The sequence below is a fragment of the Nonomuraea sp. ZG12 genome, from assembly GCF_052068115.1.
In the GTDB taxonomy this organism is placed as follows: domain Bacteria; phylum Actinomycetota; class Actinomycetes; order Streptosporangiales; family Streptosporangiaceae; genus Nonomuraea.
The window spans coordinates 372,139-398,679 of record NZ_JBQHCW010000003.1 but is presented as its reverse complement, the minus strand read 5'-3'; the positions used below and the strand labels follow the sequence as shown (position 1 = coordinate 398,679).

Below are 26,541 nucleotides of genomic sequence, written 5' to 3'. Positions count from 1 at the left end.
CGTCAAGCGGCGTCGTGGAAGACGAGGCCGAGCGTGTGGCGCCGGCCTGAGCGTACGGTGCTGACGCCGTGCCTGACCGGCGCGGCCGACCAGCCGCGCGCGGACCTGACCGGGCGGTCACGCGTGGTGAAGATCAGCCCGTGGCCCTGCGGCAGCATGGTCACCGTGCCGCGCGACTGAGCCCGAGGTCGCTGCTCGACCAGCAGGAACTCGCCGCCCGCGTAATCCTCGCCCGGCCGGTCCAGCCCGATGACGACCTGGAGCGGGAACACCAGATCCCCGTAGAGGTCGCGGTGCAGCGCGTTCCAGTCGCCGGGCCCGTACCGCAGCAGGATGGGCGTCGGTTTCGGCTGCCCGGCCCGGTGGCACCGGTCCAGCCACTCGTCGAAGCTGTCGGGCCACGGCGCGGGCTTGCCGAGCCTGGCCGCCCAGTCGCGGGCGATCGGCAGCAGCCTCGGGTAGAAGGCCACGCGCAGCCGCGCGACCAGCGGCGGCAACGGGTGGGTGAAGTAGCGATACTGGCCCCGCCCGAACCTGTACCTCTCCATGTCGATCGTGGATCGGAACCGCGTGGCCTCGTCGTACAGGCCGGAGACGCTCGCGCACTCGGCCGGCGTGAGCACCGGCGGCGTCAGCGCGCACCCGTGCGCGTCCAACTCCCCGGCCAGGGCCGTCCAGTCGGCTGTGTTGATGGTCATACCTCTTACAACACCGGCGGCGCGCGGAAAGTCGGCGGTTTTCGGACCTCGGAGCGGGTGGCCGCCTGGACGGCGGGGAAGCCACGTCGTACGCTCACCACGAAATCCGGACAGGGGGCCGAAGATGGCGGAATCTCGGGAGTACGGCTTCGCCGGCACGCGGGGGCGGATCGTGGCCCGCGTGTGGCCGAACGAGCACCCGCGCTACGTCGCCATCCTGGTCCACGGCTACGGCGAGCACATCGGCCGCTACGAGCATGTGGCCGACACCCTCGTACGCCATGGCGCGGCCGTCTACGGCGCGGACCATCTCGGGCACGGCAGGTCCGACGGCGAGCGGGTGCTCATCGAGGACTACGAGGACGTGGTGACCGACGTCCGCACGGTGGACGAGCGGGCCAGGGCCGACCATCCGGGCCTGCCCGTCGTCGTCATCGGCCACTCGATGGGCGGCCTCATCGCCGCCCGCTACGCCCAGCGTTACGGCGACACCCTCGCCGCGCTGGTGCTGTCAGGCCCCGTCCTGGGCGAATGGGAGGTGGTCGGCACGCTGCTGGCGCTCGACGAGCTCCCCGACACCCCGCTCGACACCGCCACACTCTCCCGCGACCCGTCGGTGGGCGAGACCTACGCTCACGACCCGCTCGTCTGGCACGGCCCCTTCAAACGCCCCACCCTGCGGGCGCTGGACGCCACCATCAAGGCCATCGCCAAGGCGGGTGCCCTGGGCGCGCTGCCGACCCTCTGGATCCACGGCGCCGACGACCGCCTCGTCCCCCTCACCGGCACCCGCGTCGGCATCGACGAGATCCGGGGCGCCGACCTCACCGAGCTGGTCTACCCGGAGGCCAGGCACGAGGTGTTCAACGAGACGAACAAGGCCGAGGTCCTGGCCGACGTGACGACCTTCATCGACCGCGTACTGACAACCTGACCCTCACCGGCACCGCAGCCCGAAACTGACCTTCACCGGCATCGCAGCCCGATACCTGACGGCTCAGCCGGATATGCGGGCTGATTTGCCGACCTGTAGCCAGACGTGGCCCGAGCCGTGGGTTCTAGAAAGCTTCACCTTCCAACATCCTGCCTTGGGGAACACCCAGCCGGTGCCCCACTCGTAGCCGGGGCGCTGCCAGCTCGACCCGCCGTGCTCCTCCAGCCACACCAGCTTGGCCCGCTCGCCGCTGGGCAGCGAGGCCGACGCCTTGAGCGGGCCCTCGCCCGTCATCCGCCAGGCGATCTTGACCTCCTTGCCCCGCGCGAACGGCACCTCGGCGAACAGCAGCCCCCACAACTCCGCGCCCTGCGAAGTCCCGCGCACCTCCGTAAGCCCGGCAGAGGTAAGCAGCGGGGTGCCACCACACGTCTCCCTCGCCACGACCGACCCAGGCGAGGCCCCGCCACCGGTAACCCGCCCGCCAGGGCTCCCCACCGCAGTCGGCCCACCCGGCGAGGGCCCGCTCGTTACGGTTGCCCCGCCCGGCGAGGGCCCGCTCGTTACGGCCGGTTGGCCTGGTGAGGGACGGCCTGGCGTGGTCGGCCCGTTCGGCGAGCGGGTGACCGCCGTCGTCTGGGCGCACGCAGTGCAGCCGGTCGTCAGGACGAGCGCCGCGACCACCATCGTCAACCGCATGGAAACTCCATGCCTCTTCTACAACCGGCCGCCCCGGAGGGTTCCCAGCAGTCCCCGTGGGTGTGGCCGAGTCAGGGCCAGTCGGTCGTGGCACGGGCCTGCCCGATGGGTTGGTTGTACCGCCTTCGCCCCACAATGCGCTGCAAGTCCACTGCAAGATCGTCTAACTAGGTTGCCAACATGAGACGACTGTTGTTGGCCGGCATGCTGACGGTGACCCTGGGCGGTTGCGTGATCACGACAGGGGGACCGGTTCCGGTCAGCACGCAGGTGAGCGCGGAGCAGGGCAAAGGCACCCAGGAGGTCGAGGCGGGTCAGGACAACGGCACGCTGGAGGTCGAGGCCGGAGTGCTGAAGGGCCGGGTCGTGGGGGCGGACGGCAGGCCGATCCAGGGTGCCGAGATCGCCGCCGACAACCAGCTCCTCTACAACAGCAATCTCATCGTGTCGACCGACGCCGACGGCTTCTACCGGGTGGACACCGACGTCGCGGCCACGTTTCACGTGACGGCCAGAATGAAGATCGACTTCAACGGCAAGAACTACGCGATCGACCTCGCCCCCGAGGACGACACCTCCTTCGCCGGCCCGACCGGCGCGGTCAGGAACTTCACCTGGAAACTCACCGGGGAAAGGCCCGACGGCCTCGGCCACTACGGCAGCTCGGTGCTGTTCTACCTGGACAACGTCGACCCGCAGAATCCAGAGGTCTATCTGGAGGACGAGAACGTCGAGGTCACGCTCACCCCCGAAGGCCCGCTGGCCGACGGTTCGGCCGGACAGACCATCACCCGGAGGGCGATGCGGACCCCGGACGGGTCGGGCCTGGTGGACGTCCCTCTCGGCCGCTACCGGATCAGCGCGAACTATCAGGGGCGCCCGCTCCAGGTCGGCCCGCGTAACAGCGGGCAGTACGCCGCCGAGGTCGTCGCGGACTTCACCCAGCACATCAACGCCGTCTACTGGATCGAGCTGGAGATGAAACTCTGACCGAGCCGCCGGCGGTCACGGCGCGGCGTCACCCGCCAGGGTCTCCAGCACCTGCTCGCCGTATTTGGCCAGTTTGTTCTCGCCCACGCCGTTGACCGTGCCCAGCGCGGACAGTGACGTCGGCGCCAGCGTGGCGATCTCGCGCAGGGTGGCGTCGTGGAAGATGACGTAGGCGGGGACGCCCTGCTCCTTGGCGGTGGCGGCCCGCCAGGAGCGCAGCCGCTCGAACACCGGCGCGGCCTCCGCCGGCAGGTCGACGGCGGGGCGGGCCTTGCCCCCGGCGGGTCTGGCGGCACGGGCGGGCCGCTGAGCGTCGCGGCGGAGCGGCACCTCCTGCCGGCCGCGCAGGACCTCGGCGCTCGCGTCGGTGAGGACGAGGGCGCCGTAGTCGGGCTCGACCGCCAGCAGGCCCTGGGCCAGCAGCTGCCGGACCACCCCGTGCCACTCGGAGTTGCCCAGCTCGGCGCCGACCCCGAACACGCTCAGCGAGTCGTGGCCGTGCTGGAGCACCTTGGCGGTCGTCTTGCCGAGCAGGATGTCGACGATCTGGCCGACGCCGAACTTCTGCCGCCGCTCGCGGGCCAGCCGCAGCACGGCCGAGAGCACCTTCTGCGCGGGCACCGTGCCGTCCCAGGACTCCGGGGGCGTCTGGCAGGTGTCGCAGTTGCCGCACGGCTGGGAGCCGCTCTGGCCGAAGTAGTCGAGCAGCATGACGCGGCGGCACGTCACCGTCTCGCAGAGCGCCAGCATCGCGTCGAGGTGGTGCGCCTGGCGGCGGCGGTGCTGGTCGTCGCCTTCGAGGCTCATGCGGCGGTGTTGCACGACGTCCTGCAGGCCGTAGGCCATCCAGGCGGTGGCGGGCAGCCCGTCGCGCCCGGCCCGCCCGGTCTCCTGGTAGTAGCCCTCAAGGGACTTGGGCAGGTCGAGGTGGGCGACGAAGCGTACGTCGGGCTTGTCGATGCCCATCCCGAACGCGATCGTCGCCACCACGATCAGCCCCTCCTCGCGCAGGAAGCGGGCCTGGTGGGCGGCGCGGGTGCGGGCGTCGAGGCCCGCGTGGTAGGGGACGGCGGCGATGCCGTTGTCGACGAGGAACTCGGAGATCTTCTCGACGGAGGAGCGCGACAGGCAGTAGACGATGCCGGCCTCGTCGGGGTGCTCGGCGCGCAGGAAGTCGAGGAGCTGGCGCTTGGGCTCGCTCTTGGTGGTGATGCGGTAGTGGATGTTAGGGCGGTCGAAGCCGGCCACGAAGTGCCGCGCCTGCTCCAGGCCGAGCCGCTCGGAGATCTCGGCGTGGGTGGCGGGGGTGGCGGTGGCGGTCAGCGCGATGCGCGGCACTTCTGGCCAGAGCGTGGGCAGCTCCGACAGCGCGAGGTAGTCGGGGCGGAAGTCGTGGCCCCACTGCGAGACGCAGTGCGCCTCGTCGATCGCGAACAGCGAGATCTCGCCCTTGGCCAGCAGTCGCACGGTGGCCTCGACCCGCAGCCGCTCGGGCGCGAGGTAGAGCAGGTCGAGCTCGCCCGCCAGGAACGCCGCCTCCACCCGCTGCCGCTCGCCGAAGTCCTGCGTCGAGTTGAGGAACCCCGCGCGCACGCCCAGCGCGGTGAGCGCGTCGACCTGGTCCTGCATCAGCGCGATCAGCGGCGAGACGACCACCCCGACCCCCGGCCGCACCAGGGCGGGGATCTGGTAGCAGAGCGACTTGCCGCCGCCGGTGGGCATGAGCACGAGCGCATCGCCGCCCGAGACGACGTGCTCGATGATCTCCTGCTGACCGGTCCGGAACGAGTCGTAGCCGAACACTCGGTGCAGGACCTCAAGGGAGGTATCCATATGGCTACCTTACGTGTTCGGGGGTCGACGTCCGGCGAGGTTCGCCCACGGCGATCGTAGTCACCGGCGAGAGCGCTCCGAGACCGCATGCCGTATCCGATCAGCTGAGTGATCGCCGGTACGCGACCATCACTTTCCCGGAATGCCCGGAAATGCGGTGATTGCGGTCACGTCAGTGGGAAGGGCTGACCGATATGAGCCTGTCTTATGTGGTGACCGGTGGAGGACGAGGTATCGGGCGAGCCGTCGTGCAGCGGCTCCTGGGGGAGAAGGACACCGTGGTCGCCGTCGAACGCGACCCGGGCGCCCTCGACTGGGCCGGTCCCCGGGTCGTCCCGGTGATCGGGGACGCTGCCGACGAGGCCGTCGCCGGCCGGGCCGCAGACCTCGCGGAGGAGGCGGGCACGCTCTCGGGCTGGGTCAACAACGCCGCCGTCTTCGGGGATGCCTCCGTCCACTCCGCCCCGATCGCCGAGGTCCGCGCGCTGATCACGGCCAACCTCGACCTGGCCGTCGTCGGCTGCGCCACCGCGGTGCGCCGCTTCCTGGCCTCGGGTACGGCGGGCGCCATCGTGAACGTCACCTCGCACCAGGCGCGCAGGGCGGTCCCGGGCAGCCTGCCGTACTCGACGGCCAAGGCCGCCGTCGAGGCCCTGACCAGAGCACTGGCGGTCGAGTACGGCAGGAGCGGCATCCGGGTGAACGCGGTGGCGCCGGGCTCGGTGGCGACGGAGCGCTACGAGCGGTTCCTGGCCGGGCGGGGGGCGGAGGCGGCCGGGATCGAGGCGGAGATGGCCCGGCTGCACCCACTGGGCCGGGTCGCCACCACGGCCGAGATCGCCGCCGCGGTGGCGTACCTGCTCTCGCCCGAGGCCTCCTTCGTGAGCGGCGTGACCCTGCCCGTCGACGGCGGCCGCTCGGTCCTCGGACTGGATCCCGAAGCACGGGAATGAAAACCGTTGCCATCGAGTTGGAGGGGGCATGAAGAAGAACCTGCACCCGTCCTACCGGCCGGTCGTCTTCCGTGACCCCAGCGTCGGCTTCGCCATGCTGACCCGGTCCACCGTGTCCACCGACAAGACCGTCGAGTGGGAGGACGGCCGCACCTACCCGGTCGTCGACGTCGACGTCTCCTCCGCGAGCCACCCGTTCTACACGGGCCGTGGCCGCGTGCTGGACACCGCCGGCAGGGTCGAGCGCTTCAAGCAGCGCTACGGCAAGATGTGACGCGAGAGCTCGTAGCCCCCGTTCCGCCCGGCTTGTCCAAGCCCGGCGGGCGGGGGCTTCGACGTTCACTCCCTTTCCTCACCGAAGAGGCCGCATGTCCGAGTTACCAGCGGGTACAAGGGCTTTACCGGCGTGGGAGCGATGGTGATCGCACAATGAGTCTCTCTGGGAAGGAGCGCCGCATCCTCGCTGAAATCGAGCAGGCTCTGGAGCAGGATGACCCGGAGCTCGCCAAGAGGGTCGCGGCGATCAACGAGATCGAGTCGGACGGCGTGCCGGCCCGGCGCAAGGACGACGAGCTGCCCCGGGCCAGGGACGCGATCCCGATCCCCGGCGACGAGCCCGCCCCGCGAGCCGATCCCGAGCGACCGCGCGGCCACTCGCGCGGCCGACAGCCCGGCCGGCAGTCCGGTCGACAGTCCGGTCGCATGTGGCTCATCGTGGTGGTCGTGGTGCTGACCTTCCTACTGCTGGTGCTGGCCGTCGCGACGGCGTGAGCGGCGGTGCCTGAGCACCAGCAGGTCGACGGCCGCGATGACGGCCACAGCGGCCGCGATCGCCGCCTCCCAGACCCAGACCTCCTCGCCGGTGCTCAGCGCCCGCGAGACGAAGAAGACGGCCGCCACGGTGGCGAGCACGAGCGCTGCCAGGGACAGGATCCTGCGGACGCGCACGGGGCTGCGTGCGGTCGTGGGCTCGGTGCCCGCGCGGTTGCGTAGCCACATCATGAGTCAGGCCAGACAGCGCAGGGCCGAGACGAGCCGCGGATCCAGCGGGTGGCCTTCGGGCAGGCGGCCCACCGTCGCCTCGACGAACTCCGGCGGCGACAGCGACGCGCTCACCCCGCCGGCCGACACCCAGATCTGCTCGGCGGTCTGCTCCACCTGCGCCTTGGACTCGCTCTCGGCCAGCGCGAACCGCCCGATCGCGGTCCGCCAGCGCGTACGGTACTCGGCCTCCTCATCGGAGACGGGAGCGCCCACGTCGTCGGCGTGGGTGGCGTACTCGGAGTCGTAGTGAAAGGCCTGCCTGCCCACCGGGTAGGGGCCGGCCATGGTCTCCAGCGACGCGTCCGGGCCGAGCTCGCGCATGCGGCGGCGGGTGTCGCCGTTCTTGGCGCGCCACTCCCGCAGGACCTCCTCGACCGGCACGTCGCGGCGCTGCCGTACGCACCACTCGTTGAAGTCGTTGTAGCCGCTGATGCCCTCCCGCTCCATCAGGGAGAACAGGTCCGGCAGGGTGCCGTCGAGGCAGGCCTGGTTGTAGAGCTCCTCGCCCGCCAGGTGGCCGAGCACGTCGCGGACCGACCAGCCGGCGGCCCGGGAGGGACGCTGCCAGCCGTCGGCGTCGAGGCCGGCGAAGAAGCGGTCGAGCCTGGCCGCCTCGGCGTCGAAGATGTCGAACGGGTCGAACCGGTCGAGTTCGTGCAGCACGTCGTCACCCATGGTGCGGACGCTACCCCCGGGACGCCGCCTCTCACGGAGAAGCCTCCGGAGAAGCCTCCGGAGATGGCGAAGGCCCGGCCGACGGCCGGGCCCTCACTCAGGGTTGACTAGCGGCGCCAGCTGTAGACGCGCACGTAGTCGCTGCGGCTGGACGTGTCGTCCGTCCGCCAGCTGCCCTTGTACACGGCCTTGTAGCTGCCGCTCTTCCACGCGCGGGTCGAGGCGTCGAACTTGCCACGACGGTCGGTCCTGTCGGAGTCGACCCACTTCCAGCCACTGGAGCCGTTGGCCCGGTAGTAGATGGAGACGTTGGCGTGGCTCAGGGTGTCCCAGCGCCTGCCGTCCTCGACCAGGAGGCGGCCGGAGAAGCGGACCGTCCGGCCCTTGAAGGTCTTGGACGGCGACGCCTCGAAGCCGATGATCCGAGTGTCGTCCTTCGACCTGCGCTTCTGGACGTCCACGGAGAAGAACGACGAGTCCTCGGCGACTCGCTTGCCGTCCTTGTCGAAGGCGACGGCGGTGGCCCGCCACTTGCCCTCGTAGTCGCGGGAGTTGAACGGCACCGAGAAGCGCCAGTCCTCCAGCGGCTTGACTTCCTTGGCCGCCATGGTCCGCGCGTTGCGGGTGGCCGGTGAGACGGTGAGCTCGACCTTCTCGACGTCCGAGGTCGCGTTGACCTTGAAGTTGGCGGTCGTCTCACCGCGCCACTCGACCTCGACCGGGTTCGGCGAGATGTCGACGATCTCGACCTCAGGGTCGGCCGTGGTGGTGGTGCTGGCGGTGGCGACGCCACCGGACATCAACATTGTTCCGCCGGCCAGGGCGGAGATGATTCCTACAGCGAGCTTACGCATGAGGGTGCTGATTCCTCTCCCCGTATCGCTTTGGACCCGGCCCGGGATGGCCGGATCCTTTACTGCTTAGAGCCACAGTATGGGGAAAAGGTTGTCTAAAGTTGTGGGAAAGATTGGATCACGGCTGTTACCTGCACTGTCGCCGCAAAAAAATTTTGATGTGACCTTAACCGACTACAGTCTGTGTCCATGATCGACGTCTACACCCTGGGCGAGGCGCTCGGGGTCGTGTCCAGCGGCCGTGTCCGGCACGAGCATGAGGCCAGACTCGACGTCTGCGGCCCCGAATTCACCCTCGCCGTCGCCCTGGCCAGACTCGGCCATACCTGTGCCTACCTGGGCAAAGTAGGGGCCGACGAGCTGGGCGCGCGGGTGCTGACGGTGCTGCGGGGCGAGGGCGTCGACGTGGCCGACATGCGGGTGACGCAGGGTGGTCGTACCGGCCTGGTGTTGCGTGACACGCGGGTGGGTCTGGACCCGCGCACCACCCATTTCCGCGCCGGCTCGGCCGGGTCGGCGCTGACTCCCGGGAACGTGCCGATCGACCGGATCGGGGCGTCGAAGATGCTGCATGTCTCCGGCGTCACGGCGGCGCTCGGCCGGGACACGCTGGAGGCGGTGCGGTCGGCGGTGAGCGCGGCCAGGAACGCCGAGGTGATGATCTCCTTCGCCGTCGACTACCGGCCCGAGCTGTGGGCCTCGGTCCGCGAGGCCGAGGAGGCGCTGACCGAGCTGGCCTGCGACTCCCACCTGCTCTTCGTCCACCAGGACGAGCTGGACCTGGTCAAGCCCGCGCTCACGCCCGAGCGCGAGGTCGTGGTGGACCGCGGCGCGAAGGGCGCGAGCGTACGGTCGGACCGCATGCGCTACGACGCGCCGGGCCCGCAGGTGCCGGTGGTGGACACCTCCGGGTCGGCGGAGGCGTTCGTGGCCGGGTACATCAGCGCGGCCCTGGACGGGCTGACCCCGCCCGAGCGCCTGCACCGCGGGACGCTGCTGAGCGCCGCCGCGGTGACCAGCGCGAGTGACTGGCAGGGGCTGCCCACCAGGGGCGAGCTCTAGTCGCGTTTCAGGCGAGCTCTAGTCGATGTCGAGCGTGAAGGTCGACGTGGCGTTCCTGATGTCCTGCGCGTTGCCGCTGAACCGCAGGCCGGTGAAGGTGGCCGAGCCGACCGCCGGGCCCTGGCCGGTCTCGGGCATCTCGTTGACCCAGATGCCGAAGCCGGACTTGGCGTCGAAGGCGTCGCCGCTCTTGCGCGCCCCGCTGATGGAGACGTTGTCGAAGACGGTGTCCGTCACCGGGTTCAGTGGCCGGCCGCCGGTGTCGTATCCCGTCTGGAACATGATTCCCGAGTACGTCGGATCCACGATGTCCAGGTCGCTGACCCGGATGCCCTGGAACACCTTCGACGCCGAGAACACCCACAGCGCCGGGAAGGTCTGCGCCCCCCAGAAGTGCCCGCCGGCCCTGACGAGGGAGATGTTCTCGAACCGGGTGGGCGGGTCGGCGCCGAAGCCGTGCATCGGGATCCCGAAGTCCAGCGAGCTGATCGTGATGCCGGAGTACACCAGCGTGTCGGCGACGTAGATGTTCCTGAAGACGTTGTCGTAGCCGCCGTAGACGGCCACGCCCGCCGCCCGCCAGGTGAGCAGCGAGGTGAGGTTCTCGTAGACGTTGCCGTGCTGCTCGCCCTGGTTGTTGTCGATGGCGGAGAACAGCGCGAAGCTGTCGTCGCCGGTCGACCTGGTCTCGATGTTGGAGACGAGGTTGCCGGTGCTGCCGTTGGTCATGTTGAGCCCGTCGGCGAACACGTTCCGGATCCGCGAGTTCTTGATGACCATGTCGTCGGTGTTGGTGCCCCAGTACATGCAGACCTGGTGCTCCACCCACAGGTCGTCGATCGTGATGTCCGACACGTTGCTGAAGTCGAAGACCTTGCCCGGCCCGTTGATGCGCGAGGTGTAGTTGCCGAAGTAGGCGAAGCTCGCGTAGGTCGAGCCGTTGGCCGACGCCTCGGTACGGAACCCCACGTCGGTGTTGGCCTGCCCGGCGGGCGCGCGGAAGCGGGTGTACCACGGGCCGGCGCCGACGATCCTGACGGCCTTGCCGTACACCTGGAACTTGTTCGCCGTCTGGTAGTCGCCCGGGGGCAGGTAGACGCCGGTGAGCGCGCTGTCCTGGCGCGCACGGTCGAGCGCCTCCTGCACGTCCTGGTGGGTGAATCCGTCCGGTACGGCATAGCGTGCCGGGTCCGGGTTGGCCAGCGGCGCCACCTGCTCGAAGTTGACGAAGTCGATGGTGTAGGTGGAGGTGTTGGCCGCGTCCTTCTGCAGCTTGATCCTGCTGCCCGCCGGGACAGTGGCGTTCAGCATGATGTTGGCCTCGTCGTAGATGGCCCGGGGCGGGCCGGAGGAGGGATCGTTGTTCGGCTCCGCTTCCGGGCCGTACAGCCAGGCGTGGCGCGAGGTCAGGGGGATGGCCTTGTGGAAGACGCCGTCGACGTAGACGTTCAGGGTGGAGTCGATGCCGCCGCCGCCCGGCGCGTCCGGGATGGAGAACCTGGTGACCAGCGTGTTCGTGCTGGCGCGGGTGGTGAACTCGACGTAGGAGCCGGTGCCGCCGAGCGTCACCGCACGGCGTCCGGACGCCTCGCCCGCCAGGTCGCCGACGGTCCGGTTCGGGCCGAGGCGGGTGGCGCCGCCGCCGACCGCGGCGTCCTCGGCCTCGTACATGTCGTACGGCATGCTCGCGCCGCGGCCGACGAAGAGCGGCTGCGTGCTGGTGTTGTTGTCCCGTTTGACCGGCAGTTCCTCCGGGTCGGCGGCGAGCACCACCTTGACCGTGTGCCGGCCGTCGGCGGCGGTCCAGGTGCCGAGATCGACCGGTGCGCTGGTGGCGCCGGGGGCGAGCACGCCGCCGGTGGCGCCGGTGAGGGTCCGCACGACGTCGCCGGACTGGTTCGTCACGGTGAGCGTGATGCCGTGGGAGCCGCCGCTGCTGGCCCGCGTGCCCTGGTTCCTGACGGCCACGGAGAAGGTCACGGTGTCGCCCCGGGCCGGGTTGCTCGGGGTCCAGGCCACAGGGGCCGCGACCAGGTCGGCGGTGTCGACGGGCCGCACGGTCAGGGTGCCGGAGGCGGTGTTGTTGGTCTCGTCCTGCTCGAAGATCTCCTCGTCCTCGTCCACCTTGGCGCTGACCGCGTAGGCGGCGGCGTCCCGCGTGCCGACGTCGGCGGAGACGGTGGCCGAGGCGCCGGGGGCCAGTGCGCCGACGTCCGCGCTGCCGGCCTGGTCGTCGCCCAGGTAGAAGGCGACGGAGGTGGCGGCCGAGGCGGCGGTGCCGGTGTTCCTGACCGTGGCCGACAGCTCGATCTCGTCGGTCTCGGTGGGTGCGGCCGGGGTCGAGGCCAGCCCGGTGACGGTCAGATCCGGGTTGTCCGCCGGGGCGCCGAAGACCTGGAACTCGGCCACCTGCCCGCCCGGCGCGCCGGAGTTGGCGGCGATCCGCAGCCGCACGTCGGCGGCCGTGGCGGTGACCGGGATGGTCACGGTGTTCCCGGAGGCGGGGTCGAAGGTGTACGTGGCCTGCGGGACGAGGGTGGTGAAGTCGCTGTCGCCCTGGTCGCGGCCGAGCACCTGGACGGTCTGGGTGCGCCTGGCCCAGGCGGGGGCCGGGTTCAGCTTGAGCACCACCGAGGTGAGGTCGGCGTTGGCGCCGAGTCGCACGGTCAGCGTGTTCGGGTAGGCGGCGCCTTCCCAGTAGGTGTCCAGGTCGTTGTCGTTGGCCTGGGCCGCCACGTAGGTGTGGGTGTGCGAGGAGGCGTCGATCTGCTTGCCGATCGCCAGGTTCGCCCCCGGTTCCGGATTCGTGCCGCTGTCGCCGTACACCTCGAACTCCGAGAGCTGGCCGGCGGGCCAGCCGGTGTTGGCGGTGAATCGCAGGCGGACGTAGCGGGCGCTCGCGCTGACGGCGATCGTGGCGGTGGGGGCGAAGGTGTAGGTGGCCGAGGGCTTGACCGTGGTGAAGGCCGTGCCGTCGGTGCTGCCCTCGACGCTCAGTGTCTGCGTCCTGCCGGGCCAGCCGGTGGGCAGCTTGAGAGTGAGGCCGTCGATGGTGGCGGTGGCCCCCAGGTCCACCTGGACCCATTGGGGGAAGGCGTTGTTAGGAGACTCCCAGTAGGTGGCCTGGTCGCCGTCGGTGACGTTGGCGGCCCGGTAGACGTCGGCGTGGCCGCTGGCGATGGCGGTCCGGCCCGCCGCGAGATTGCTGTCGGCCGCCGCCGGGGCCGGCGCGGCGAGGACGGAGATGACCAGGGTGAGGGCGGCTAAGAGTGCTCTCATGGGGGTGGCCCTTCGAAGAAGTGCGGTTGGGCGCACCATAAGATGTCCAGCACATCTCAGCAATATTCCGATGAGATTGCGCAACTTATTGACTGACAATTGCAGCCGTTCCGCTGTCCTTGGTCCTGGTCAAGGCCCATGATGTACGTCTCACGCCTCGCGCAACGACTGCCGTCGAATCAACGTAAGTGGTTGCAAGCGTTTGCGCATTCTGTCGTATAGTTTGCGCATGACGCGACGACTCGCAGACGTGGCCAAGAAGGTCGGGGTGAGCGAGGCGACCGTGAGCCGCGTGCTCAACGCCAAGCCGGGGGTGTCCGACGCCACCCGTGAGGCCGTGCTGACGGCGCTCGACGTGCTCGGCTACGAGCGCCCCACCCAGTTGCGCGGCGACCGTGCCCGCCTGGTCGGCCTGGTGCTGCCCGAGCTGCAGAACCCGATCTTCCCCGCCTTCGCCGAGGTGGTCGGCGGCGCCCTGGCCCAGCAGGGGTTCACCTCCGTGCTCTGCACCAGGACCGTCGGCGGCGTGTCCGAGGCCGACTACGTGGACCTGCTGCTGCAGCAGCAGGTCAGCGGCGTGGTCTTCGCCGGCGGCCTGTACGCCCAGGCGGACGCCGCGCACGGCCACTACGAGCTGCTGCACGAGCGCAAGCTGCCGGCGGTGCTGGTCAACGCCGCCGTGGAGCGCCTGGAGTTCCCGCAGGTGTCGTGCGATGACGTGGTGGCCGCCGAGATGGCGCTGGGCCACCTCCGGGCGCTGGGCCACGAGCGCGTCGGCATGGTGCTGGGCCCCAAGGACCACATGCCGTCACGGCGCAAGCTGGCGACCTTCCTGGCCGAGGGCGGTGACCCCGAGCTGGTCGAGCACACCATGTTCGCGCTCGAAGGCGGGCACGCCGCGGCGACCCGGCTGCTCAGGCGCGGCGTGACCGCGGTGATCTGCGCCAGCGACCTGCTCGCGCTCGGCACGATCCGGGCCACCCGCCGCGCGGGGCTGAGCGTGCCCGGCGACGTTTCGGTGATCGGCTTCGACGACTCCGCCCTGATGAACTGCACGGACCCGCCGCTGACCACGGTCCGCCAGCCGATCGACGCGATGGGCCGGGCCGCGGTCGACCTGCTGGTGGCCCAGATCGACAAGGCCGCGGTGTCGGCGGACGAGCTGCTCTTCGAGCCGGAGCTGGTCGTGCGGGCCTCCACCGCGAGAGTCCGCGCCTCGTAACTCAGTCGTTATCTTGCAATAGTCCGTCCAAATCTTGCGGACTTCCGTTGGCGATCCTATGGTGTGGGCACCTCGCATCAGAAGGGTCAGATCAATGAAGAGATCCACAGGACTCTTAGTCGTCACCGCGCTCGGCCTGTCCGCCTGTGGGTCGGGTGAGCCCGCCACGCCCTCGGCCGGTGGGGCCGAGCAGGTGACGATCACGGTCGCCTGCCAGCCCGCCAAGTCGGCGCCCAAGGAGCGCCAGGCGTGGGATGACGACGTGGCGACCTTCATGAAGGCGCATCCCGGCGTGACCGTGAAGAGCACCGACCAGCAGCCGTGCTTCGACCCCAAGACGTTCGGGCCGAAGCTGGCCGGCGGCCAGATGGAGACCGTCTTCGTGGTGCCCGTCACCAACTACGCCGACGTGATCGCCAAGGGCCAGGCCCTGGACATCACGGCGTACACCGGCGAGATCAAGAACTGGAACGACCTCCGCTCCGACGTGCGCGAGCTGGTCACCAAGGACGGCAAGATCTACGGCGTCCCGAACGTGCACTACGGCGTCGGCCTGGTCTACAACCGCAAGCTCTTCACCGAGGCCGGCCTCGACCCCAACACACCGCCCACGACCTGGGCCGAGATCCGCGAGGCCGCCAAGAAGATCGCCGGGCTCGGCTCCGGCCACGTCGGCTACGGCGAGTACTCCGGCGGCAACACCGGCGGCTGGCACTTCACCCAGGCCATCTACGGCCGCGGCGGCAGCATCCTGACCCCCGACAACAAGCAGGCCGCCTTCAACTCACCCGAAGGCAAGGCCGTCCTGCAGACCCTGCACGACATGCGCTGGACCGACAACAGCATGGGCAACAAGCTCCTGGTCGGCTGGGAGTCGCTGATGATGGCCATGGGCAGCGGCAAGGTCGGCATGATGCTCGGCGCCCCCGACGTGGTCACCGACGTGGTCAACAAGTTCAAGGGCAACGTCGCCGACTACGGCATCACCGGCTTCCCCGAGGCCAAGGCGTCGCTCAGCGGCGGCGAGGCGTTCATGGTCAACCCGAAGGCCACGCCCGCCGAGGCGAAGGCCGGGCTCCAGTGGCTCGACTTCCGCTACAACACCGTCGGCAAGGGCCGCTTCGACTTCGCCCGCGGCAAGACCATCGGCAACCCCGTCGGCGTGCCCGACAACGACGTCTACGGCGACTCGGCCACCGGCAAGGCCATCCAGGCCGACCGCAAGGCCAACGCCTCGCTCCCGGTCGAGAACTACGAGCCGTACGTCCAGGCCGCCGCCACCATCCCGCCGAAGGCCGAGCCGCCGCACGCGCAGGAGCTCTACGCCATCCTCGACGTGGTCATGTCGGGCGTGCTCAGCCGTAAGGACGCCGACATCGACAAGCTGCTCGCCGACGCCGAGACCAAGGCGAACGCCGTGCTGGCCGCCAAGGGCTGACCTGTATGCCGGTTCTGAGGCGCAATCTGACGGCCTACGGGTTCCTGTGCGCGGCGCTGCTCTGCTTCGCGGTGTTCGCCTGGTACCCGATGGCCAGGGAGTTCATCCTGAGCTTCCAGTCGACCAACCTGATCGACCCGCCCACCTGGGTGGGGCTGGACAACTTCGGCTACGCCGTCAGCGACCCGGCCTTCGCCGACGCCTGGCTGGCCACCCTGCAGTTCACGTTCCTCGCGCTGGTCTGCGGCTACGTCGTGCCGTTCGCCGTCGCCCTCGTGCTGAACGAGTTGCGCCACGCCCGGGCGTACCTCAGGTTCGTGGTCTACCTGCCGGTCATGCTGCCGCCGATCGTCGCGGTGCTGCTGTTCAGGTGGTTCTTCGACCCGGGGCCCGGGCTGTTCAACCAGATCCTGGGCTTCTTCCAGCTGCCCGGCCTGGCCTGGCTGGACTCCCCGACCACCGCCCTGATCTCCCTGGTCATCGTCTCGACCTGGATGAACATGGGCAGCGCCACGCTCATCTACCTCGCCGCCCTGCAGAACATCCCGCCGGAGCTGTACGAGGCCGCCGAGCTGGACGGGGCCGGCATCTGGAAACGGATCAAGCACGTCACGATCCCGCAGACCCGGCTCATCCTGCTGCTCATGCTGATGCTCCAGATCGTGGCCACCATGCAGGTCTTCATCGAGCCGTACATGCTCACCGGCGGCGGCCCGGAGAACTCCACCGTCACCGTCGCCTACCTGCTGTTCCAGTACGCCTTCACGTACCAGAACTACGGCGCCGCGGGCGCGCTCGGCATGATGCTCATGATCGTGCTGCTCGCCTTCGCCGCCTTCCAGCTCCGGCTCACCCGGGAGGACAAGACATGATCTCCGTCGGCGCCCGGGCCGGCACCCGGCACGGCAGGGCCAGGCGAAGGCGTGGCAGGCCGATCGAGTCACAGTTCCGTACGATCATCTCCCCGCTCCAGCTGAACAGCCGGTGGGGCAGGCGGATCTACTGGGCCGTGCTGGTCACGGTCGTGGTGAGCTTCACGCTGGTCTTCCTCTTCCCGCTCTACTGGATGATCACCGGCGCCATGAAGACGGGCGAGGAGATCGCCCAGATGCCGCCGACGCTCTTCCCGGCCGAGCCCACCCTGGACGCCTACGTCGAGGCGTGGGACCTGTTCGACCTCGGCACGCTGCTGTGGAACACCGCCTACTACTCCTTCGGCGGCTGGCTGTTCTGCATGGCGGTCGACGTGTCGGCGGCCTACGCGCTGTCGAAGCTGCGGCCGATGTTCGGCGGCGTGATCCTCGGCGCGATGCTGGCCACGCTGATGATCCCGGCCATGGTCGTGCTGATCCCGCTCTACGTCACGGTGGTGGACCTGGGCCTGCTGAACAACCCGTGGGGGCTGTGGTTCCCCGCGGCGGCCAACGGGTTCAACATCTTCCTGCTCAAGCGCTTCTTCGACTCGATCCCCAGGGAGCTGATCGAGGCGGCGCAGATCGACGGCGCCGGCTCGCTGCGGGTGCTGTGGTCGGTGGTGCTGCCGATCTCCCGGCCGATCCTCGGCGTGGTGTCCATCTTCACCATCGTCACCTCCTTCAAGGACTTCGTCTGGCCGCTGCTCGTCATGACCGACAGCGACATGATGACGCTCAGCGTCGGCCTGTCGCAGACCGCGGGCATGGTCACGCAGAACGCCATCATGGGCGGCCTGGTCGTCGCGAGCATCCCGACGATCATCGTTTTCTTCATCTTCCAACGTCACATCATGGCGGGCCTGACCGCCGGATCCATAAAAGGATGAGCATGCCGAACACGTGGTGGCGGGGGGCCGCGATCTACCAGGTCTACCTGCGCAGTTTCGCCGACGGCAACGGCGACGGCGTCGGCGACCTGGCCGGGCTCCGATCCCGCCTGCCCTACCTGAAAGACCTCGGCGCCGACGCCATCTGGCTGAACCCGTGGTATCCGTCGCCGATGGCCGACGGCGGCTACGACGTGGCCGACTACCGCGACATCGAGCCGGTCTTCGGCACTCTCGCCGAGGCGGAATCGTTCATCACCGAGGCCCACGAGCTGGACATCAAGGTCATCATCGACGTGGTGCCGAACCACAGCTCCACGGCCAGCGCCTGGTTCCAGGAGGCCCTGACCGACCCGTCGACCCGGGACCGCTTCTGGTTCCGTGACCAGCCGAACGACTGGCAGTCCATCTTCGGCGGCCCCGCCTGGACCCAGGTGCCGGACGGTCAGTGGTACCTGCACCTGTTCGCGCCGGAACAGCCGGACTTCAACTGGGACAATCCGGAGGTGCATGCCGAGTTCGAGGACGTGCTCCGGTTCTGGTTCGAACGCGGCGTCGACGGCGTCCGCATCGACTCGGCGGCCCTGCTGCTGAAGTCGGACACCGCCTACGAGGACCTCGACGGCGTGCACGACGTCTACCGCCGCTGGCGGCAGGTCGCCGACTCCTATGACGAGCGCGTCCTGATCGGCGAGGTATGGCTGCCCGACCAGGAGCGCTTCGCCCGCTACCTGCGCCCCGACGAGCTGCACACCGCCTTCAACTTCGACTTCCTGTCCTGCCCGTGGGACCCTGCCGAGCTGCGCCGGGTCATCGACCTCACCCTCACCACGCACGCCCCCGTCGGCGCCCCGCCGACATGGGTGCTGTCCAACCACGACGTCACCCGACCGGTGACCAGGTACGGCCGCGCCGACACCAGCTTCGCCCACGGCGGCGCCCTGCACGGCACCCCCTCCGACGCCGAGCTGGGTTATCGCCGCGCTCGGGCCGCCGCCCTGCTGGCGATGGCCCTGCCCGGCGGCCTGTACGTGTACCAGGGGGAGGAGCTGGGCCTGCCGGAGGTCGAGGACCTGCCGGACGACCTGCGCCAGGACCCGATGTACGCCCGCTCCGGCGGCACGAACCCCGGCCGGGACGGCTGCCGGGTGCCGCTGCCCTGGTCGGGCGACGAACCCCCGTTCGGCTTCAGCCCCGCCGTCGCCCAACCATGGCTGCCCCAGCCGGAGAGCTGGCGCAAACTCTCGGCCGAGGCCCAGCTCGCCGACCTGGACTCCATGCTCAACCTCTACCGAGCCGGGCTGCGACTGCGGCGGGAACTGCTGGGTGACGGTACCTTGCACTGGCTCCCGTACGACCCGGCCGTGCTGGCCTTCACCCGCGACTCCGGCCTGACGTGCGTGACCAACCTGGGAACGGAGGCCGTCCGGCTACCGGCGGGGGAGGTGCTGCTGACCAGCGGTCCGCTGGAGGACGGCGCCTTGCCCCCCGACACCACCGCCTGGCTGGCCGGCTGAGCCAACGGCACGGCCTCGGTCGGGCACGCTACGCGCGTCTCCACCTCGGACTGTGCTGTGCGGGGGAGCCGAGCTCCCCCGCACCCCCTTGTGCCTAGTTCTTCGCGGGGTTGACCGCGTTGAACGACGTGCCCACGGCGACGTTGTCGTGAAAAATCACTCGGTTCTTGACGAGGGTTGGTGCGGTGTTCCATGCGGGCTTGTAGAGCCCCCACTTCAGATAGCCCTTGGTCGTGGCGTCGTCGTTGAAGGTGTTGGCCCCGGTGGCGCTCACCACCTTTTTCCAGCCGGGCGTCCTGTGGGTCTGATGCCAGCCGGTGAGGGCGCCGTCGCTGCCGTGGCTCCACTTGATGTGGAACACGAAGTCGTGCCACCGCCCCAGCTGCACGTCGGCCAGGTTGTAGCTGGTCTTCTTGAGGGACGCGGACGTCGAGCAGCGGTTGCCGTCCGAGTTGACGCGCAGTTGGAATGTGCCGGTGGGCTGCACGGTGAGGAACGCGCTGGGCCACTTCTGCGCCTCGCACTTGTCGCGCCACGGCTTCCACTGGAAGACGATCTCCTCCCTGGAGTCCTTCTCCCACGTGCTCGGGATGTAGATGCTGAACCCGTAGTAGGCCGTGGTGCCCGACCTGAAGTGGCCGGCCGTGTTGCGGAGCGTGTGCGATTCCGCCCTGATTCCACCCTCGACCTGCGGATCGCCGTATTTCAGCTGGCTCATGACCGCGTGCTCACCGGTCCGCCCGAGGGAACTGATCCCGAGCGAGTGACTGCAGCATTCGTTGACCTCGAGTGCGGTGCCCGAGGAGATCTCGCCGTTCTCATAGGTGAACCTCAGAGTGTCCGCCGCGGCGCTCGTCGCAGTCGCGGTGCCCGCCGCCGTGGCAGACAGCGCGGCACAGCCGGCAGCCAGTGCCACGCAGGCAGCACCGAGCCGGTAGTTCCGAGGTCTCACATTCGTCGCCTTCCGTCGCGTACGTAATGAAGCGTGATCGTAACGACGGGTGGTATGTCCCGGGTATGCCGACCGAGCATGCTCGTTTGAGCCGGTTGATGCCGCATTCCACGGCGTGACGCTGTATGTCCTTAAGGCAGGTGACGCACCTGTTCATGCGGCCATGGCGGTGAACGTCAGGCATTGCTTGGTGGAGCCGGCGACAGTTACGCGGCGTGGGTGTCGGTGCCGCGCAGGATGTAGAGATCATGCCGAACACCGCCGAAATCTGGATCTGCCCGCCCAGGGACTGCACGTAGGCGGCATCGTCACGTCCATCCGCTTGTAGGCGTATCCCAGAAAGGACTGCTCAGGAACGCTTATCAGATCGGCTGAGTTCGTGGTGGGCCCGAAAGTCGAAGAAACGAAGACCGTCGATCACTGTCCCGGACTCGATCTCCTGCAGGGTCCAGGGGTGGGCGGAGTAGTCGTCCATTGCCACGCCTCCGTGTTCGAGGAGTAGCGCGACCACGTAGTGGACCTCCGCGGTGCCGTCGATCCGTCCGGAGATGTCGATCTGCACGGCCCAGGTGGGGTGGTGTCCGACGGCCGCTTCGAGGACCGCCACGTCCTGGGGATCCCAGTCGGAGAAGAGGTAGCCGGTCTGCTCGTCGTCGATGTCGATGTTGAGGCCGCGCTGTCGGGACAGGTGCCGATCGATGGAGGCGACGGTCTCAGCGCGCTCACCGGCGGGGAACACGAACACGGTGCGCATGGGTCGGAGCGTAGGCCATGCAGCTTCGCGGCGGCCGCATCGGCGATCCTCGTCGAGCAGTTCTTCCAGGAGGTTGTCCCGCGAGTGGTGGTTCCGGAGCGGGGGTTAGGCGGGATGGTGCTGTCAGTGGTGAAATCTGGAGTCATGGATGATCCGTTCGCACTCGACACGCGCCTCAACCTTGACCGGATCCGCGCGGCTCGCCAGGTGATCGACCCGACATTCCTCGACACACCGCTGTACGAGTGCGACGCGCTGGGCGGCCGGCTCGGCTGCACGATGAGCATCAAGCTGGAAACGGCGAACCCGGTTCGCAGCTTCAAGGGCCGGGGCACCGAACTCGTCGCGAGCCTGCTGACCGACCAGGGCCGGGCAGCCGTGGTGTGCGCCAGCGCCGGCAACCTCGGCCAGGCGCTCGCTTGGTCGGGTCGCCGCCGTGGCCTCGACGTGACGGTCGTGGCATCGCGCCGGGCGCCCACTGCCAAGCTTGATCGGATCCGTGCGCTGGGTGCGGAACTGGAGTTGGTGGAGGGCGACTTCGACACGGCCCGCGAGCGGGCGGCGAGCATCGCGCGACAGCGCGACATCCGATTGGTCGAGGACAGCCTGGACATCGAGACCTGCGAGGGCGCGGCGACCATCGGCCTGGAACTGGCGAGCGGGGCGCCCTCCTTCGACACCGTCCTGATCGCCCTGGGCGGCGGCGCCATGGCCACCGGCGTGGGTCACGTCCTGAAGACCCTGCTGCCGGCGGTCGAAGTGATCTGCGTACAGCCCCTCGGCGCACCCGCGATGACCCGATCGTGGCACGAGCGCCGGGTCATCACCACCGACTCCACCGACACCATCGCCGACGGCGTCGCCGGCCGGTGCCCCATCCCGGTGGTCCTGGACGACCTCCTCAAGGTGGCCGACGACGCCGTCCTGGTCCAGGAGGCGTCGATCATCGCCGGCATGCGGATGCTCCTGGAGCACGCGGGGCTCGTCGCCGAACCCTCGGCGGCCCTCGGCGTCGCCGCCGTCCTGGAAGACCCTGACCGGTTCGCCGGACGCCACGTGGTCACCATCGTCTGCGGCAGCAACGTCGACCTGGACGCCTATCACCGCTGGGTCCGCACGTAGGTCACTGGCCGCTTACGGGACAGGGCCGGAGCCGTGCGGGTCGAGCAGGATGATGAGCGTCAGCAGGGCGATCCAGGCGATGACCGCGGCGAGCAGGAGCTTGCCTGCGGAAGGCCTGTGACGGAAGAAGCCGGGGGTTCTCACAGCCATCCGCTCTTGCGCAGCAGCCGGTGGACGATGAGCGCGGCCACGACCATGACGCCCAGGCTGAAGGGGTAGCCGAGCAGCCAGTGCAGTTCGGGCATGTAGTCGAAGTTCATCCCGTAAATTCCGGCGATCATGGTGGGTACGGCGACGAGGGCGGCCCACGAGGAGATTTTGCGCATGTCGGCGTTCTGCTGCATGGCCGCCGCGCTTTGCTCGCGGCCCACCAGGGCAAGGTGGGCGTTCAGGACGCTGGTGAGCAGTTCGTTGTACTCATCGATCCGGGCGTCCACGCGCAGCAGGTGGTCCAGGACGTCGCGGAACTGCTCCCGGTTGGCCGTGCACAGCTCGACCCGCCCTTTGACGATCTCCTCCAGCACCGGGATCAACGGATCCTGGGCGGTGCGGAACTCCAGCACCTCCCGTTTGAGCGAGTAGATGTCAGCGGTGACGTCATCGTGTTCGCCGCTGAAGACGCGATGCTCCAGGCCGATGAGGTCGCCCTCGATCTCGTGGGAGAGGCGTGAGTAGGTGTCGACGACCTCGTCGCAGATCGCGTACAGCACCCCCGCCGGGCCGGCGGCCATGAGGTCGGCGTCGGACTCGATGCGGCGGCGCACCCCGCCCAGCGGGTTGGCCTGGCCGTGGCGGACGCTGATGACGAAGTCACGACCCAGGAACAGGTTGATCTCGCCGACCTCGATGTCGGAGGTCTCCTCCACGTAGAGCAGCGGCTTGAGCACGATGAACAGGGTGTCGCCGTAACGCTCGAGCTTGGGCCGCTGGTGGGCATGGATGGCGTCCTCCACCGCCAGCGGATGCAGGCTCACCTCGCTGGTGATCAGGTCGAACTCCTCCTGTGTCGGTTCGTGCAGGCCGATCCACAGAAAGCAGTCGCCCCGGCCACGGGCGTCGGTGAACGCGTCACTGATGTCACCGTCGATGGCCTGGCGCACACCATCGCAGTAGATCGCCTTGTTCACAATCACATCCGGCATTGTCGCGTACCCAAAAGACCGCACATATCCGCAACCGGGATTAACCGAGCAGTTCGGCGAGCTCCTGTTGAGTACCCGGCAGCTCGACCTGCGCTCGGGGACTCGCTGCCGCTTGCGCCAGCAGCCAGGTCGCCAGCCTGGCCTCCACAGGCAGCGTGGCGGCGCCGGCGAACCGCTCCTGCTGCTGCCGGGCATGCTCGGCGAGGAGGCGCAGTACGTGTCCGCGTACCGAGGAGCGCAGCCGATCCTCAGACAGGGTGGCGAGCAGCGGCACCGCGGCCAATCCCTGCCACGCGGCCGATGTATCAGGAACTCGCCGAAACCCGCGACGAGGTGGCTTGCGAGCGCCAGGCACACCTACTCGCCAACGCCCTCATCGCTCTCGCCACCCCGTGACTCAGCCGAGGTCCGGCATTACTGCCCGCTCGATGATCACGATCGGGATCTGCCTCGACGTCGCTCGCTGGTAGCCGATGTAGCGCGGCCATATCCCGGTCATCGTCTCCCAGAGGCGGAGCAGCTCGTCGCCGGCCGCCGGGCGGGCCACCGCGTCGAAGACCTCTGCTCCGACCTGCACCTTGACCTGTGGCTGAGCGAGCAGGTTGTGGAACCAGAGCGGATGGTCGGCGGCGCCGCCGTCGGAGGCGACCACGAGGTAGCGGTCGCCGTCGCGGCCGTAGATGAGGGCGGTGCGGCGGGGGAGTCCTGAGCGGCGGCCGATCGTGGTGATCAGCAGGGTGGGCGCGCCATGGAAGAGGTGGCCGCGAGTGCCGCCGGACTCCGCGTAGCTCTTGACGTGCCTGGCCACCCACCCGGTCGGGCTGTCGATCGGCTCCTGGCTCATCGGGCCGCTCCGCCCACGTTGAGCGCGTGTCCGGTGCCGGGGACCAGGACAGTCTCCAGCCGGGCGCGGGCACTGGAGAAGGTGGCCCACAGGCCGGGCCGGGTGACGGGCATAGAGCTCCTTCGAGGCAGCCAAATTTGGTTAACCAAATTTGGTTATCGAACTATGCCTCGTCCACCTCCCTGGGGTCAAACCGGTTCCCGGACGGTCAGGCCGGGTCCTCGCCGCGTTCCAGCCGCCCGATCAGGTCACGCGTCCACGCCGCTTCACCCGCCGCCTGCGCCGCGCGCAGGGCGAACAGCTCTGTCACGTTCCTTGGGCGCCTTCCCTGCTGGGCCGTGGCCACGATCTGCGCCCGCTCATCCTCCAGAGCGCCTACCCGCTCCTTGAGCAGCGCGATCACCTCCTCGCCGGGCAGCGCGGGCAGCAGTACGAGGGCCGCGTTGAGCAGTTCCGGACGCCGATCGGGCACACTGAGGGCGTTTCTGAGCAGTCCGAAGAACTCCGCCTCGCCCTTGTCGTTGATGGCGTAGTCGACGCGGCCCGGCCATTCGTGCACCTCGCTGGTGTCCAGCAGACCTTCCTTGGCCAGTTGCCGCAGCGCGTGGTAGATCGAGCCTGACCTGAGCCCTGCCCATTGCCCGGCCTCCCATGACTCCAGTTCGGAGCCCACCAGGTAGCCGTGTGCCTGACCGTGCAGCCGTACCACACCAAGGACCAGCAGTCGCGTCGCCGACATCGTCTCCCTCACTCGCCGGGGGCCCCGGTACCCGCCCTGCCGACCAGGCTAGCCGCCGTGCCCGTGGCGGCGAGAAGGCGGCGGGCGAGGCAGCCCCTACCGCTTCACGAGCTGAGTCCGGCGTAGGGTCAGCCCGCCTGCGCCGGCGGCCAGCACGAGGGCGGACCCGGCGAGCACCAGCATCCGCCCGTCGGGTCCGGCCTCACCGCCGGCCCCGGTGGCGACTCCCTCCTCGGGAGTCTGCGATGACCTGGTCGTCGGCTCGTCCTCCGACTCCTGGGGCGTCGGCTCCTCGTCCGTTTCTTCCTCGTCCGCGGTGGGTGTTGTGCTGCCAGTGCCGCCGATGGTGAGCGGGTACGTCTTCAGCGTGGCCGAGTTGGTGGGCTCGCAGTCGATGAGACGGTTCTGCGGGCTCAGGCCGAAGTTGACCGAGGCGGGCTTCACACTCGCCGTGCCGGGATTCTTCGAGGTGGTCGTCATATTCACGGATTCGAGGAGCGCGATCGGCTGGCCGGCGGTGACGGCCGCCAGCTCTCCCACGCCCATAGCCGACGTCAGCTGGGGGAGTTTGGAGATCGACGCGTAGGCGTACATCTTGAGGCCGGCGGGGACGCCGGCGGGAGCTTCGAGCTCGCTGCCGGGCACGAACTCGCCCGTCCAGCCGATGGAGAATTGCTCGCCGGTCCGAGGCGTGGTGGACGGCATGGTGAGCGTGATCCTGATCCGGACGTCCCCCGGGATGACCTGCTCGTTGATCTCGCACCTGTACGTCACCACGTCGCCGTCCCCCACCGGATCCGCGTACGCGGAAGAGGGCAGGAACGTGGCGGCCAGGAGGAACAGGATCCCTAAACCGGAGACCTTCGTGGCAGACACTGTCCATCCCCCTGTCGGAGCGGAAGTCGCGGCGGCCCAACGATGCCACTTCTTGGTCACGTTCCAGTGGAGGCAATGCCGAGAGAGCAGAGCCGGACGGTCAGGCGGACTCGCGGATGATCAGCTCCGTGGGGAGGATCACGGGGACGGCGGGGCCCTCCCCGAACAGGCGCAGCAGGAGGCCGACCATGGCCGCCGTCTGCTCGGCGATCGGGTGGCGCATCGTCGTGAGCGGCGGCTCGGTGTAGCGGGCGGCCTCGATGTCGTCGAAGCCCACCACCGCGACATCGTCAGGCACCCGGCGGCCCGCCTGGCGCAGCGACTGAAGGGCGCCGACCGCCATCAGGTCGTTGGCCACGAAGACGGCGTCCAGAGCGGGGTCGTCGCGCAGGAGTTGGCGCATGGCCACCGCGCCGGACTCGCGGGTGAAGTCGCCCACCGCGACGATCGAGCGGCGGTCGGAGTCGCGCAGCACGTTGCGGTAGCCGGTGAGCCGGTCCTGGCCGCCGATCATGTCCTGCGGCCCGGCGATCGTGGCGATCCGGCGGCGGCCCTGGTCCACGAGGTGGCGCACCGCCGTCTCCGCCCCGCCCACGTTGTCGTTGTCGACGTACGGGATCTCGACGGGGACGGCGGGCCGGCCGTAGGAGACGACCGGCACCTGCAGGCGGGACAGCGCGGACGGCAGCGGGTCGGCGCCGTGCATGGAGATGAGCATGACGCCGTCGACGTGCCCGCCCGCGATGTAGCGCTCCACCCGGGCGTGGCTCTCGGCCGAGGACGCGAGCATCAGCACGACCTGCTTGTTGACCGCCTCCAACTCGTAGCTGGCCGAGCGGATCACCGTGGAGAACAGCGGATCTTCGGAGAAGACCCTGGTCGGAGGCTCGGAGACGACCAGGGCGATCGAGTCGGTCCGTTGTGTGACGAGGCTGCGCGCCGCCGAGTTGGGCACGTAGCCCAGCTCGTCGATCGCGCGCTGCACCGCGTCGCGGATCTGCGGCGCCACGGTCGTCTGGCCGTTGACGACGCGCGAGGCGGTGGCCCGTGAGACGCCCGCTCGGGCGGCGACCGCCTCCAGGGTCGGACGTCTCATGACTGCATCAAACAGGA

At 69.2% G+C, this 26,541-nt stretch carries 28 protein-coding genes; 12 read left to right on the top strand and 16 right to left on the bottom strand.

The features are described from left to right. Positions 1–2: 2 nt before the first annotated feature. The gene (locus ACTMTF_RS13740; protein ID WP_441110932.1) at positions 3–698 is read right to left on the bottom strand and encodes a 2OG-Fe(II) oxygenase; all 696 of its coding nucleotides are present in this window, start codon (positions 696–698) and stop codon (positions 3–5) included. A 124-nt stretch (positions 699–822) separates the two neighbouring features. Here ACTMTF_RS13740 and ACTMTF_RS13735 point away from each other — a divergent pair, with 124 nt between their 5' ends. Then, entirely contained in the window at positions 823–1,632 is an 810-nt protein-coding gene (locus ACTMTF_RS13735) for a lysophospholipase (protein ID WP_441110931.1), read from the top strand. A 63-nt stretch (positions 1,633–1,695) separates the two neighbouring features. Here the strand turns inward: ACTMTF_RS13735 and ACTMTF_RS13730 are convergent, their stop codons facing one another. Next, positions 1,696–2,019: a hypothetical protein gene (locus ACTMTF_RS13730; protein ID WP_441110930.1), complete on the bottom strand. Its 324-nt coding sequence runs from the start codon at positions 2,017–2,019 to the stop codon at positions 1,696–1,698. A 492-nt stretch (positions 2,020–2,511) separates the two neighbouring features. On the opposite strand from ACTMTF_RS13730, the gene ACTMTF_RS13725 reads away from it, so the two are divergent. Further along, positions 2,512–3,321 (top strand): carboxypeptidase-like regulatory domain-containing protein, encoded by an 810-nt coding sequence (locus tag ACTMTF_RS13725; protein ID WP_441110929.1) that lies wholly within the window; start codon positions 2,512–2,514, stop codon positions 3,319–3,321. Between the two features lie 15 nt (positions 3,322–3,336). On the opposite strand, the gene recQ is transcribed toward ACTMTF_RS13725, so the two are convergent. Then, positions 3,337–5,154 carry a DNA helicase RecQ gene (recQ, locus tag ACTMTF_RS13720; protein WP_441110928.1) on the bottom strand — a complete coding sequence of 606 codons (1,818 nt, stop codon included), beginning with the start codon at positions 5,152–5,154 and terminating at the stop codon, positions 3,337–3,339. Positions 5,155–5,348: 194 nt separating this feature from the next. Between recQ and ACTMTF_RS13715 the strand changes: the two genes are divergently transcribed. The 3 genes from ACTMTF_RS13715 (at position 5,349) to ACTMTF_RS13705 (ending at position 6,878) form a co-directional block, all read left to right on the top strand. Further along, positions 5,349–6,107 (top strand): SDR family NAD(P)-dependent oxidoreductase, encoded by a 759-nt coding sequence (locus ACTMTF_RS13715; RefSeq protein ID WP_441110927.1) that lies wholly within the window; start codon positions 5,349–5,351, stop codon positions 6,105–6,107. A 28-nt stretch (positions 6,108–6,135) separates the two neighbouring features. After that, entirely contained in the window at positions 6,136–6,381 is a 246-nt protein-coding gene (locus ACTMTF_RS13710) for a type B 50S ribosomal protein L31 (RefSeq protein WP_397010485.1), read from the top strand. Positions 6,382–6,536: 155 nt separating this feature from the next. After that, positions 6,537–6,878 carry a DUF3040 domain-containing protein gene (locus ACTMTF_RS13705; RefSeq protein ID WP_441110926.1) on the top strand — a complete coding sequence of 114 codons (342 nt, stop codon included), beginning with the start codon at positions 6,537–6,539 and terminating at the stop codon, positions 6,876–6,878. Here the strand turns inward: ACTMTF_RS13705 and ACTMTF_RS13700 are convergent. From ACTMTF_RS13700 to ACTMTF_RS13690, 3 genes are all read right to left on the bottom strand, one after another. Beyond that, on the bottom strand, positions 6,846–7,109 hold the full coding sequence (locus ACTMTF_RS13700; protein ID WP_441110925.1) for a DUF6343 family protein: 264 nt from the start codon (positions 7,107–7,109) through the stop codon (positions 6,846–6,848). The two genes, ACTMTF_RS13705 and ACTMTF_RS13700, sit on opposite strands and share 33 nt — an antisense overlap. 3 nt (positions 7,110–7,112) lie before the next feature. Beyond that, complete coding sequence (locus ACTMTF_RS13695; RefSeq protein WP_441110924.1) at positions 7,113–7,826, bottom strand: maleylpyruvate isomerase family mycothiol-dependent enzyme; 714 nt, start codon at positions 7,824–7,826, stop codon at positions 7,113–7,115. Positions 7,827–7,933: 107 nt separating this feature from the next. Further along, entirely contained in the window at positions 7,934–8,680 is a 747-nt protein-coding gene (locus tag ACTMTF_RS13690; protein WP_441110923.1) for a hypothetical protein, read from the bottom strand. Between the two features lie 189 nt (positions 8,681–8,869). Here ACTMTF_RS13690 and ACTMTF_RS13685 point away from each other — a divergent pair, with 189 nt between their 5' ends. Continuing rightward, a complete protein-coding gene (locus ACTMTF_RS13685) occupies positions 8,870–9,742 on the top strand; it encodes a sugar kinase (RefSeq protein WP_441110922.1) in 873 nt (290 codons plus the stop codon). An 18-nt stretch (positions 9,743–9,760) separates the two neighbouring features. Here ACTMTF_RS13685 and ACTMTF_RS13680 read toward each other — a convergent pair whose 3' ends face one another. Then, positions 9,761–13,021, bottom strand: a complete 3,261-nt coding sequence (locus ACTMTF_RS13680) for a discoidin domain-containing protein (RefSeq protein ID WP_441110921.1) — start codon at positions 13,019–13,021, stop codon at positions 9,761–9,763. A gap of 229 nt (positions 13,022–13,250) precedes the next feature. Here ACTMTF_RS13680 and ACTMTF_RS13675 point away from each other — a divergent pair, with 229 nt between their 5' ends. From ACTMTF_RS13675 to ACTMTF_RS13655, 5 genes are all read left to right on the top strand, one after another. Beyond that, the gene (locus tag ACTMTF_RS13675) at positions 13,251–14,243 is read left to right on the top strand and encodes a LacI family DNA-binding transcriptional regulator (protein ID WP_397010471.1); all 993 of its coding nucleotides are present in this window, start codon (positions 13,251–13,253) and stop codon (positions 14,241–14,243) included. Between the two features lie 94 nt (positions 14,244–14,337). After that, on the top strand, positions 14,338–15,681 hold the full coding sequence (locus ACTMTF_RS13670) for an ABC transporter substrate-binding protein (RefSeq protein WP_441110920.1): 1,344 nt from the start codon (positions 14,338–14,340) through the stop codon (positions 15,679–15,681). Positions 15,682–15,686: 5 nt separating this feature from the next. After that, on the top strand, positions 15,687–16,553 hold the full coding sequence (locus tag ACTMTF_RS13665) for a carbohydrate ABC transporter permease (protein ID WP_441110919.1): 867 nt from the start codon (positions 15,687–15,689) through the stop codon (positions 16,551–16,553). Then, entirely contained in the window at positions 16,550–17,482 is a 933-nt protein-coding gene (locus tag ACTMTF_RS13660) for a carbohydrate ABC transporter permease (RefSeq protein WP_397010465.1), read from the top strand. The genes ACTMTF_RS13665 and ACTMTF_RS13660 overlap by 4 nt, the downstream gene beginning before the upstream one ends. Positions 17,483–17,484: 2 nt before the next feature. After that, on the top strand, positions 17,485–18,999 hold the full coding sequence (locus ACTMTF_RS13655; RefSeq protein WP_441110918.1) for a glycoside hydrolase family 13 protein: 1,515 nt from the start codon (positions 17,485–17,487) through the stop codon (positions 18,997–18,999). A gap of 94 nt (positions 19,000–19,093) precedes the next feature. On the opposite strand, the gene ACTMTF_RS13650 is transcribed toward ACTMTF_RS13655, so the two are convergent. Both ACTMTF_RS13650 and ACTMTF_RS13645 read right to left on the bottom strand, forming a co-directional pair. Continuing rightward, entirely contained in the window at positions 19,094–19,915 is an 822-nt protein-coding gene (locus ACTMTF_RS13650; RefSeq protein WP_441110917.1) for a polysaccharide lyase, read from the bottom strand. A 385-nt stretch (positions 19,916–20,300) separates the two neighbouring features. Next, a complete protein-coding gene (locus ACTMTF_RS13645; RefSeq protein ID WP_441110916.1) occupies positions 20,301–20,705 on the bottom strand; it encodes a hypothetical protein in 405 nt (134 codons plus the stop codon). Between the two features lie 144 nt (positions 20,706–20,849). On the opposite strand from ACTMTF_RS13645, the gene ACTMTF_RS13640 reads away from it, so the two are divergent. Next, a complete protein-coding gene (locus tag ACTMTF_RS13640) occupies positions 20,850–21,827 on the top strand; it encodes a threonine ammonia-lyase (protein ID WP_441110915.1) in 978 nt (325 codons plus the stop codon). Positions 21,828–21,839: 12 nt separating this feature from the next. Here ACTMTF_RS13640 and ACTMTF_RS13635 read toward each other — a convergent pair whose 3' ends face one another. From ACTMTF_RS13635 to ACTMTF_RS13605, 7 genes are all read right to left on the bottom strand, one after another. After that, positions 21,840–21,977, bottom strand: coding sequence for a hypothetical protein (locus tag ACTMTF_RS13635; RefSeq protein ID WP_397010456.1), 138 nt, complete (start codon positions 21,975–21,977; stop codon positions 21,840–21,842). After that, positions 21,968–22,969: a magnesium and cobalt transport protein CorA gene (locus ACTMTF_RS13630; RefSeq protein ID WP_441110914.1), complete on the bottom strand. Its 1,002-nt coding sequence runs from the start codon at positions 22,967–22,969 to the stop codon at positions 21,968–21,970. The genes ACTMTF_RS13635 and ACTMTF_RS13630 overlap by 10 nt, the downstream gene beginning before the upstream one ends. Positions 22,970–23,009: 40 nt before the next feature. Continuing rightward, on the bottom strand, positions 23,010–23,243 hold the full coding sequence (locus ACTMTF_RS13625; protein WP_441110913.1) for a hypothetical protein: 234 nt from the start codon (positions 23,241–23,243) through the stop codon (positions 23,010–23,012). A 123-nt stretch (positions 23,244–23,366) separates the two neighbouring features. Next, entirely contained in the window at positions 23,367–23,813 is a 447-nt protein-coding gene (locus ACTMTF_RS13620) for a nitroreductase family deazaflavin-dependent oxidoreductase (protein WP_441110912.1), read from the bottom strand. Between the two features lie 208 nt (positions 23,814–24,021). Then, positions 24,022–24,552, bottom strand: coding sequence for a PadR family transcriptional regulator (locus tag ACTMTF_RS13615; protein WP_441110911.1), 531 nt, complete (start codon positions 24,550–24,552; stop codon positions 24,022–24,024). Between the two features lie 96 nt (positions 24,553–24,648). Next, on the bottom strand, positions 24,649–25,428 hold the full coding sequence (locus ACTMTF_RS13610) for a hypothetical protein (protein ID WP_441110910.1): 780 nt from the start codon (positions 25,426–25,428) through the stop codon (positions 24,649–24,651). 100 nt (positions 25,429–25,528) lie between these two features. Next, positions 25,529–26,524 carry a LacI family DNA-binding transcriptional regulator gene (locus ACTMTF_RS13605; RefSeq protein ID WP_441110909.1) on the bottom strand — a complete coding sequence of 332 codons (996 nt, stop codon included), beginning with the start codon at positions 26,522–26,524 and terminating at the stop codon, positions 25,529–25,531. Positions 26,525–26,541 lie beyond the last annotated feature (17 nt).